Source organism: Desulfovibrio sp. 1188_IL3213 (assembly GCF_036763145.1).
In the GTDB taxonomy this organism is placed as follows: domain Bacteria; phylum Desulfobacterota; class Desulfovibrionia; order Desulfovibrionales; family Desulfovibrionaceae; genus Desulfovibrio.
This window is the reverse complement of sequence record NZ_JBAIYR010000059.1, coordinates 1-9296: the sequence shown is the minus strand read 5'-3', so window position 1 is coordinate 9296 and position 9296 is coordinate 1. Positions and strand designations below refer to the sequence as shown.

10 protein-coding genes and 1 pseudogene are annotated in these 9296 nt (G+C 57.3%); 4 read left to right on the top strand and 7 right to left on the bottom strand.

What is annotated here, in order from left to right:
• Both V6C16_RS04715 and V6C16_RS04710 read right to left on the bottom strand, forming a co-directional pair.
• The coding region (locus V6C16_RS04715; RefSeq protein WP_333542824.1) for a DHH family phosphoesterase at positions 1-474 on the bottom strand (474 nt) is incomplete at its 3' end.
• Between the two features lie 65 nt (positions 475-539).
• Complete coding sequence (locus V6C16_RS04710) at positions 540-944, bottom strand: hypothetical protein (RefSeq protein WP_333542823.1); 405 nt, start codon at positions 942-944, stop codon at positions 540-542.
• A gap of 20 nt (positions 945-964) precedes the next feature.
• Here V6C16_RS04710 and V6C16_RS04705 point away from each other — a divergent pair.
• Positions 965-1975 (top strand): annotated as a pseudogene (locus V6C16_RS04705) (excinuclease ABC subunit UvrA); the annotation flags it as partial.
• A gap of 330 nt (positions 1976-2305) precedes the next feature.
• Here V6C16_RS04705 and ahpC read toward each other — a convergent pair.
• A complete protein-coding gene (gene ahpC, locus V6C16_RS04700; RefSeq protein ID WP_333536118.1) occupies positions 2306-2872 on the bottom strand; it encodes an alkyl hydroperoxide reductase subunit C in 567 nt (188 codons plus the stop codon).
• 394 nt (positions 2873-3266) lie between these two features.
• Between ahpC and V6C16_RS04695 the strand changes: the two genes are divergently transcribed.
• The gene (locus V6C16_RS04695) at positions 3267-3731 is read left to right on the top strand and encodes a Fur family transcriptional regulator (protein WP_333536120.1); all 465 of its coding nucleotides are present in this window, start codon (positions 3267-3269) and stop codon (positions 3729-3731) included.
• A 458-nt stretch (positions 3732-4189) separates the two neighbouring features.
• Entirely contained in the window at positions 4190-4435 is a 246-nt protein-coding gene (locus V6C16_RS04690; RefSeq protein WP_333536121.1) for a FeoB-associated Cys-rich membrane protein, read from the top strand.
• Positions 4436-5173: 738 nt separating this feature from the next.
• Here the strand turns inward: V6C16_RS04690 and V6C16_RS04685 are convergent.
• On the bottom strand, positions 5174-5563 hold the full coding sequence (locus V6C16_RS04685) for an acyl-CoA thioesterase (RefSeq protein ID WP_333536127.1): 390 nt from the start codon (positions 5561-5563) through the stop codon (positions 5174-5176).
• A gap of 27 nt (positions 5564-5590) precedes the next feature.
• On the opposite strand from V6C16_RS04685, the gene V6C16_RS04680 reads away from it, so the two are divergent.
• Entirely contained in the window at positions 5591-6763 is a 1173-nt protein-coding gene (locus V6C16_RS04680; protein ID WP_333536123.1) for an MltA domain-containing protein, read from the top strand.
• Positions 6764-6881: 118 nt separating this feature from the next.
• On the opposite strand, the gene fabZ is transcribed toward V6C16_RS04680, so the two are convergent.
• The 3 genes from fabZ to V6C16_RS04665 all read right to left on the bottom strand — a co-directional run.
• Entirely contained in the window at positions 6882-7346 is a 465-nt protein-coding gene (gene fabZ / locus V6C16_RS04675; RefSeq protein ID WP_333536125.1) for a 3-hydroxyacyl-ACP dehydratase FabZ, read from the bottom strand.
• 383 nt (positions 7347-7729) lie between these two features.
• Positions 7730-8275, bottom strand: coding sequence for an OmpH family outer membrane protein (locus tag V6C16_RS04670; protein ID WP_012624244.1), 546 nt, complete (start codon positions 8273-8275; stop codon positions 7730-7732).
• 206 nt (positions 8276-8481) lie between these two features.
• A partial coding sequence (locus V6C16_RS04665; RefSeq protein WP_333542822.1) for an N-acetylmuramoyl-L-alanine amidase family protein occupies positions 8482-9296 on the bottom strand: 815 nt, incomplete at its 5' end.

Genomic DNA, 9296 nt, shown 5'->3' with positions numbered 1-9296 from the left:
CATGCGCAGCCCCTGCATATAGCGGGTCATCATGGTGCTGGTGGCCCCGAGGCCGGGGCGGATGTCGCAATAGGCGTCGGGGGAATAGGGCGGTTCCTCTGTGGCGGCCGGCAGGGGATGGTGGTCGATGACGCAGTCAAAAACAATGTCGTGGAAAGACTTGTGGTGGTGCGGCTGCGAGTCCACGATGGCAAAGCGGTTGTACTGGTCGGCTTTTTCCGGCTGCCACATGCGCACCGGAATGCGCAGGTAGCGTACCATGGCGAGGTTGTCGGGCCGGGTGACTTCGTTGACGCGGGCAATGTCGGCATTGTGAACCCGCGGCAGCAGGATGCGCCTCAGGGCCAGCGCCGAGGCCAGAGCATCGGGATCGGCATTGATAAGGATGCACCAGCGGTCGTCCTTGTCCAGTGTTTGCCGCCATTGCTTCATATTGGCGACAAGTTCGGCAGTGGGCAGCATTGCTGTATTCATCCTCCCGAGGCCGATGCCCCTGATTGCACGGCGGGTTCATACGCCGCATGGCTGTGTTTTTGCCTTCAGCCCCCGGATTCGTCCGGCGTTTCACCAGCGGCAAGGGCTGCCAGAACAGGCAGGGAAGCCGCCAGCCCTTCCCATTGGAACACTTCTACCAGATGTGTGGCTGTGCGCGGGGCGTCAGCCATGATGCGCCACGCGATGCGCCTTTGCGCCGGCGTGAGAGCCGTGAGCGGCAGGTGCTGGTCGCCCTTGCCGGGTGCGCTCCAGTGCAGCAGGCAAGCCTGTGCGGGCAGGGCTGAATGGAGCAGCTTTTCCTGAGCATAGCCGAGGAGATGCCCCACGTCCAGACAAAGCCCCAGCTTGTGATCATGCAGGAAGTCTTCGCCAAGGCAGGCCACATCGCTGTGTGCCACATTTTCAAGCAGCAGGGGCGTCTGACGCGAGACCGGGGAAAATTTCGCCATATCCGCCCCAGTGCGCCAGGCACAATGTGACCACCAACAATCTGCGCAATGTGGAATGCCGCATTCCCCTCGGCGTGCTCACCTGCGTGACCGGAGTTTCAGGGTCGGGCAAAAGCTCGCTGGTGGTGGATACGCTCTACAAGCATCTGGCCCTGAATCTGGGCCTGCGTGTGGATCAGCCCGGCACTATCGGCGGGCTGGAGTATGAGGGCGGGGCCGCCCCTGTGGAGCGCATAGTGGCTATCGACCAGACGCCCATCGGGCGCACCCCGCGCTCGAATCCGGCCACATATACAAAGATATTCGACGAGATACGCAATATTTTTGCCATGACCCAGGACGCCCGTAAGCGGGGTTACAAGCCTGGGCGTTTCAGTTTCAACGTGCGGGGCGGCCGGTGCGAGGCTTGCGGCGGCGACGGGCAGATTCGGGTGGAAATGCATTTTCTGCCCGACGTTTACGTCACCTGCGACGTGTGCAAGGGTAAACGCTATAATCACGAAACCCTTGAGGTGCGCTATAAGGGATTGAACATCGCTGAGGTGCTCAACCTTACCGTGCGCCAGGCCAGAGAGTTGTTTGAAAACTATCCGGCGCTGGAACGCCGCCTGGCAGTGCTGGAAGAAGTGGGGCTGGAATACCTGCGGCTTGGACAGCCCGCCACCACCCTCTCCGGCGGAGAGGCCCAGCGCATCAAGATTTCGCGCGAGCTGGGCAAGCGTTCGCTGCCCGGAACCATGTACATTCTGGACGAGCCGACCACGGGGCTGCACATGCACGAGGTGGGCAAGCTCATCAAGGTGCTGCATGCCCTGGTGGACAAGGGGGCCAGTGTGGTGGTCATCGAGCATAATACGGACATGATCCTGGCTTCTGACCATGTTCTTGACATGGGGCCGGGGGGTGGTGAAAACGGCGGGCTGATTGTTTCCGCAGGCACGCCCGAGGCCATTGTGGCTGACCCGGAATCCGTCACCGGGCGTTTTCTTATGCAGGAACGGCTGGACAGGATAAAGCGCCGCACAAGCTGAGCGCGTGGTTTGCCGTGCCACAGGCCGGGGCCTGCCAATGCGCGCAGGCCGCCACTGTGCAGGCAGGCAAGCCAGGCAAAATCTGCCTCAACGCCAGAAGCCTCGAAACTGATTATTTGGTTCAATCCATTACTGCAAAAGGCTTTTTACGTCAGTGGCGTGCCGTATTGGTGCGCCGGTAAAAAGCCTTTTTGCTTGCCTCTGGCGCAAAGCCAGCGAGAAGCTTGTTCTGGACGTGCGGACATAAAGGAACCACCCGCTTGCGCGGGTGGTTCCGATTCGGGGATAGTGTCTGAGGAGGACAGGCTATGGGACTGAGAAATGCGGGGGCTACAGTTTGCCCACCAGGTCAAGGCCGGGCTTGAGGGTGGACTTGCCGGGCTTCCAGCGGGCAGGGCAGACCTGATCGCCGTGCTGGGCCACAAACTGGGCGGCTTCAAGCTTGCGCAGCAGTTCTTCGGCATTGCGGCCGATGCCGAGGTCATGCACTTCATAAGCCTTGATGATGCCTTCGGGATTGACAATAAAGCTGCCGCGCAGGGCCTGACCGGCTTCTTCAATGAGCACGTGAAACGCGCGTGAAAGGGTTCCGGCGCTGTCAGACAGCATGGGGTACTTTATCTTGGCTATGCTTGGGGAGGCGTCTGCCCAGGCTTTATGCACATAGGCGCTGTCTGTGGAAACAGAATAAATTTCGCAGTTGAGCTTTTTGAAGTCTTCGTAGCTTTCAGACAGGTCTTCAAGCTCGGTGGGGCAAACAAAGGTAAAGTCGGCAGGATAGAAAAAGAAAATGGACCAGTGACCCTGCAGGTCTGTGTCGCAGACATTTTTCAGCTCACCCTGATGAAATGCCTGTACATTGAAGGGTTCAACCTTGGAATTGATCAGATTTGCCATATTATTTTCCTTGCAGGCGGAACGCGCTTGCGGCTCCGGAAAAGGTTGAGAGTCTTTCTGTTTTGAAAACAGTATTCAATCCTGATAAAAATGTCAAGAGGGTTATCATCGAATGCGGCACGTCGAAAACACGGTTACCGTACTTTTTGATTTTATCCTTATATACAGGCTATAGGGCGGCAGGCAAAGGGACAAGATCTTCACGCTGCCAGGGATAACGTGATTTCAGGTCGTGGCAGGTTCCTGTAATTCATTGCTTTTTATTTGAAAGTGCGTCACAAGTAAGGATGATTTATCTGAATCCTTCAGCATAACAGACTCAAAAAACTCGTGCTTTGTTTTTCTTGGCATGAATGTGAAAAATATTTTACACTGCACCCGGGGGTAGGCAATTATGACAGCAACACAGCGTAACGCCTGCCTGGCGGACTTTTTGGAGTTCATGAACCGCAAGGGCCTGAACACCACGTCGCAACGGCGCATCATCGCCGAAGCCTTTTTTGAGCTGCCGGGCCACCACTCTCTTGAAGAGTTTTATCAGCATATCCTGCAGCGTGATCCGGGCATCGGGCAGACTACGGTATACCGTACCCTCAAGCTGCTTTGCGATGCCGGTATGGCTATGGAAATTCACTTCAGCGACGGCATCACCCGTTATGAAGTCGCCAAGCCTGACAGTCATCATGACCATCTGGTCTGCCTGCAGTGCGGTAAGATCGTTGAGATATGCGATCCGCGCATTGAGACGCTGCAGCGTGAAATGGCCGAAAAATACGGCTTCAGGCTGCGGGGCCATGTGCATAATCTGTATGGCCTGTGCGAAATGTGCCGCGCGCAGGCTGCCGAAGAAGACAAATAGAGCAGTTCACCTTGAAACTGTTCTGGCGGCTGCGAGGCTGGTGCGAGGCATGGAGGCGTAAGCGACGTAGCATGCGGACTTACGCTTTGCGCTTTGCATTCGTAGCGTTAACCTGCTCTGGGCTCACATGTGCCGGAGACAAGTCTTTTCAGCCTGCCTGACGCACCAGCGCCCTGGCGACCTTGCTTTGCGGTAATATTTTCGCCTGGCAGCCGCCGCGATCCCTGCAATTCAGGATACCGGCAGAAACGCCTTGTGGGCTTTTTCTGCCAGGGCTGTACGCTGTCCTTGAACCGCGCCTGGGTGCTATCTCAGGGGCTGGACTGCTTCTCTTTATTCCGGAATATCCCTGCACATGCCGCGCAATATGCGCCAGTGGCGTATGAAATGGAAAAGTTTGTAACGAACTTGACTTTCATTTTCTATTGACGCACTATTTAAGTGTGAGGTGATTTGAAATGGACATACAGCTGATTATCGTGGCGCTCTGTATTGCGGCTGCGGCTTTTTTTGTCATCAGGCGTATGGTGCGCGCCATGCGCAAAGGGCAGTGCGGTTGCGGTTGCGACAGTGGCTGCGGCAGCGCTGGCCGTCCAAAGGAAACGTCCTGCTGCTGCTCGGGAAAAAGCCCGGAAAGTGATGAAGCGCGGCGGCTGGAGTCCGCCCGCATTGATGCGGGCCATGAGCCCGAAGATCGGCAGTAGCCGTCAGAAAGATCGCTGTTTGCGGATTCTTCGCAAGAATCGCCCGATTTTTGCTTTGCCAGACCGCCGAGCGCGCGTTCTGGCCGGAGACCGCTGGTGCCGAAATCTTTCCTTCGGCAAAAGTGGTACAGCCTTGCCAAACAACGCCCCCTCCGCCCGTGTCTGCGTCGCCGTGCGGCGCAAGACAGCGGGAACGTAAAGGCCCCGGAATTTTCCGGGGCCTTTCAATATGCTGCAGTCTGCCTTGGGGGAAAACGCCAAAAAAACTTCTGCAGGGTCTGTTGAGTCACGGAAAACCGTGGCAGCCGCTAGACAGTGCCGTCACGAGCGCCTTTCCCGGTATCTCTGCGTCGAACTTCGCCTTTTATTCCGGTCGAGTACCATAAGAGTACACTCCCTGCATAAAAGGCTCGTTCTCCTTGATATACCAAGGAAATTCATCTCGTGACGACACTGTCTGGAGCAGATTAACTTTGAGAATATACATTCTCAAAGTTTAAGGCACGCTCACTTCGGCGTTTAACCGCGCAGATAAACTGCGCTTACGCCTCCGTAGCGAACGTCTGCTCACGCAGCCGTCCGAGCAATTTAAAAGTTAAATTGCTCTAGACCAAGGACAACGGAACGGCTGCGGGTTTTGGGGCGGATTTTACGCCCGTCACGGGGATGCCGTCCAGCTTTGAAGCGGGATGCGCCGCCGCTGTAGCTGTCGTTCCGGCCTTATGAGGCCGAAGGCTTTTACACGGCATCAAACGTGAGGCTACGGAACCAGTCAGGCGCAGGCACGGGGCGGCCCTGCGCGTTGACCAGGGCGTGTTGGGTCATGCCGGTAGCCAGAAGGCGCTTCTTGTCCTCGCTCCATATCTCATATACAAAGCGCATTGAGGCTCGCCCCCATTCGCTGATGCCCGCGCGCACCAACACAAGGTCGTCATAGCGGGCGGACGAGCGGTAGCGGCACTGGGCCTCGCGAACCGGCAGGATGATGCCTTTTTTCTCCACCTCGGCGTAGCTCATGCCGCAGCGGCGGATGTATTCGCTGCGGGCGCGCTCGAAAAGGTGCAGATATTCAGCATAATAAAGAACGCCCATCGTATCCGTTTCGCCGTAGGAAACGCGATGTGGCATCCAGATATCAGGAGTGGGGAACTCTTCATGCACGCGAATGCTCCTTGTTTATACGCGCCTTACACTCACGGTTCCATTGACCGACCCTGTGGGTTCAGACCGGCCCTGGTGGCGCTGCTGCTTATGTGTTTTCTGCTTGGGGCCTGCGGCAAAAAGGTGGCCCCTCCCTCTCCGGAGCCGGTAGGACCGCCTGTGGCCTTTGAAAGCCCGGAGTTTTTCGTAAGCTGCCTGAAACCTGTCAATCAGGATCTGGGCAGTTGGAAAGAGATAGCTCCTACCGTGCGCAAGTCTTTACGCTATGTCAACAGCAAGCCCGCCACGGCCGTTGCCGTGCAGCGGCCGGGCCTGAGCGTGACCTGGGGCGAGCTTTCTCGCACCCTGACCCGCTTGCAGGAACTTTTGCCTCGTCTGGACAAGGAACCGGAGCTTTTTCTGGCAAACTTCCGCTGGGTGGAAGTGCCGGACGGCATAAAGTATTCGGGGTATTACGAGCCTGTGGTGCGTGCCAGCCGCACACGCAAGCCGGGCTATACCCAGGCCATCTACGCGCTGCCGCCGGACATCAAGGCGGTGAAGGCCAAGCGCGGGCGCTACTATGACCGCCGCACCATTGAAGAAAAACAGGTGCTTGCCGGAAAGGGACTGGAACTGGCCTGGGCTGCGGACCCCGTGGACGTGTTTTTTCTGGAAATTCAGGGTTCCGGCAGGCTGGTCTTTGACGACGGAACCCAGGCGTACATCAATTATGCGGGGCAGAACGGTCACAAGTATAAAAGCTCGGGACGCATCATGCGGGAAAAGGGCTTGCTCCGGGAAGGGCATATCTTCGAGCAGCGCCAGTGGTTCAAGGATAATCCGCAGCGTGTGCGCGAGATACTGAACGAAAATCCCAGCTATGTCTTTTTCCGCTACGGAACCCGTGGCCCTACGGGGGCCATGGGACAGGTGGTGGACGACTGGCTGTCGCTTGCCACAGACCGCACCTTTATTCCCTTGGGGTCGGTTGTGGCCTATGGGGTGAATATTCCTGACCAGCAGCGAGGCAAGGTGCCGCTGCGCGGCATCGGCTTTGCCCAGGATGTGGGCGGCGCTATCAAGAAAAACCGTATCGACGTGTTTTGCGGCGGCGAAGAGCGGGGCAATTATGTCGCCAGCCATCTGGATGCCAAAGGCCCGGCCTGGGTATTGCTGGCAAAGTAATGTAGCGGCCGTCTTCGGCCGGTTGGCGCAAAGCCCGTTTGTGGCGGGGACACATGATTCCCCGGCCGCAAACGGGCTTTTTATGTTGGACAGATGTGCAGCGGCTGTGGGCCTATGCTCAGTCTTTGGGCCTGTCCCCGATAGCGGCAGTGATCTGGGCTTCTGCGGCGAGCTTGCCGTCCACAAAGGCGCGAGCTTCCATCTTGCAAAGTTTGAGCTTCATGCGGATGTTGGAGCACTCAAGGTCCAGACGGTCGCCGGGAATCACCTGGCGGCGAAATTTAACGCCGTCAAGGCCGGTAAAGAGAAAAAGCTTGTCGTCCAGGTCGCCCATGCCTGAAGCGGCCAGCAGGCCGCCGGTCTGGGCCAGGGCCTCAAGAATGAGCACACCGGGCATGATGGGCGCGCCGGGAAAATGCCCCTGAAAAAACGGTTCGTTGAAGGTAACGTTTTTGTACGCCCTGATATGCGAACCGGCTACGCATTCCACAACCCTGTCCACCAGCAGGAAGGGGTAGCGGTGGGGCAGCAGGCGCAAAATGCGCTGTATGTCCATGCTCTGGCTTTGCGTAACTGAATCCATATGTTCTGGCCTCCTGGCGAGTTTGGCGTGTCTGTGGCCGGGACGGCGGAATGACGGCGGCCCTGTCCCTATGGCGCGTAGTCACGCGCCCGCTGAGAGTATTTTACCTTTGAGAACATGCAGTTGCAAGGGGCAAGCACCAGCCTTGCCTTTTGACCGCCCGGTGCACGGCGCGGATGCGTTCCGCCGTTGTCTTTTCAAAAACGCTTGGGCCGCGTCTTACCCCAGCGCGGCAAAGCCTCTGGACCGGTCGCCGCCTGAAAGGCTCAGGTGGCTCTGACTGAGGATACGACCGTCACAACAACTTCAGGTCAAATGGCAGTAAAGAAAAAAGCCTCCCGCCCGTCAGGGTCGAGAGGCCGTGTCGCTTTATGGACGGGCGCTTATTTTTTGCCGCCCTTGTCGTTTTTCTTTTCTTTGTAAAGCCTGTTCACTTCGGTGAGCACGTCCTGGGTCAGGTCCATTGACTGGTCGGCGTACAGAACGCCGCCCGCGGTCACGTCCACCACAAAGTTGAAGCCCTTGGTGCGGGCCACTTCGTAGGTGGCGCTGAAGACCAGGGTCACCATGTCTTGGCGAAGCTTCACTTCTTCCTGTTCAACCTTGCGCAGGAAGTTGCGGGTCTTCTGGTCCAGGTCCTGCTTGGCGCGGATGAATTCCAGCTTTTTTTCTTCGCTGACCTTGGGATTTTTGAGCGATTCGGCCTTTTTCTTCAGGGCTTCGCCCTGCTTTTCCAGCTCGGCACGTTCTTTGCCGAACTTTTGTTCCATCTGCTTTTTGGCGGCCTCGGCGGGTTCGCTCTGCGTGGCCACAGTTTGCATGTCCACAACACCAATTTTGGCGGCGGGCACGGCGTTGCTGTCAGCCGCAAGGGCCGCTCCGGCCATGAGCATGCAAACCGCTACGGTCATCATCAAAACCTTGCGCATGTAAAGTACTCCTTCCCCGATTGCTGTTTTTATATCTCGTCCTTGCGGAATTGGGATGACCCTTGCGCCGTAAGAAACTTGTATAACACTGTTTTTTGTGCGTGGCCCGTGCGCTGCACAAGCCGGGACCGGACCTGGCCGCGCCTGTGTAACTGGGCTTTATTTTTGCTGATACGACAGAGCGGCATACATTTGAAATCCCTGCATCACATAGCATCGGCGCTTTCGGGCGTCAAGGAATTATGGGCAGTTCGTCTTTTAAGCAGTCTGTCTTTGTATGCAAGTATGCCTTCGGCCAGTCCCTCGGCCAGCGCAAGACGATATTTGGCATTGGCAAGATTGCGGGCTTCGGCGGCATGGGTGCAATAGCCAAGCTCCACCAGCACGGCGGGCATCTGTGCGCCAAGCAGCACATGGAAGGGAGCTGACTTGACCCCGTTGTTGCGGACATCATACTGCCGTTTTTTCAGTCGAAAGATGCTAAGGCGCTGAATATCTTGTGCAAGCCGGCGTGATTCGTCTACTCTGGCATTCAGCATGACATCGGCCAGCATTTTTTGCATATCGCCCAGGCGATGGTCGCTGCCCGAGTTTTCAAGCGCGGCCACCCGTGCGGCCTCGCTGTTGCTCGCCAGATCAAGATAGTAGGTTTCAAAACCGTTGACCGACCTGTCGTCATTGGCATTTACATGAATGGAAACAAAAATGTCTGCTCCGGCGGCATTGGCGCTGCTTGTCCGCTCCCGCAGTGAAAGCCCTATATCCTTGGTGCGGCTGTAGACCACATCCACTCCATTGGCCTGCAAAAGGCGGCCAAGGGTCAGGGCCACGTCCAGGGTAATGACGCGCTCAAGAATGCCGTTATGACTGGTTCCGGGGTCGCGCCCGCCGTGTCCTGCGTCAATGAAAACCGTACGCAGGGTAAGCCCGAGCTGACGGGCCATGTCATTGGCCTGACGGGAGTCGGGCAGGGGCGTTTCACGGGTCGGCGCGGCTTTGCCCTGTTCGGCAAAGCCCGCCC

Excerpts from the sequence above, each read along its gene's own strand:
- V6C16_RS04710 (WP_333542823.1), bottom strand. The coding sequence starts at position 944 with ATGGCGAAATTTTCCCCGGTCTCGCGTCAGACGCCCCTGCTGCTTGAA.
- V6C16_RS04690 (WP_333536121.1), top strand. The coding sequence starts at position 4,190 with ATGGACATACAGCTGATTATCGTGGCGCTCTGTATTGCGGCTGCGGCT.
- V6C16_RS04670 (WP_012624244.1), bottom strand. The coding sequence starts at position 8,275 with ATGCGCAAGGTTTTGATGATGACCGTAGCGGTTTGCATGCTCATGGCC.
- V6C16_RS04685 (WP_333536127.1), bottom strand. The coding sequence starts at position 5,563 with ATGCCACATCGCGTTTCCTACGGCGAAACGGATACGATGGGCGTTCTT.
- fabZ (WP_333536125.1), bottom strand. The coding sequence starts at position 7,346 with ATGGATTCAGTTACGCAAAGCCAGAGCATGGACATACAGCGCATTTTG.
- V6C16_RS04680 (WP_333536123.1), top strand. The coding sequence starts at position 5,591 with ATGCACGCGAATGCTCCTTGTTTATACGCGCCTTACACTCACGGTTCC.
- ahpC (WP_333536118.1), bottom strand. The coding sequence starts at position 2,872 with ATGGCAAATCTGATCAATTCCAAGGTTGAACCCTTCAATGTACAGGCA.
- V6C16_RS04695 (WP_333536120.1), top strand. The coding sequence starts at position 3,267 with ATGACAGCAACACAGCGTAACGCCTGCCTGGCGGACTTTTTGGAGTTC.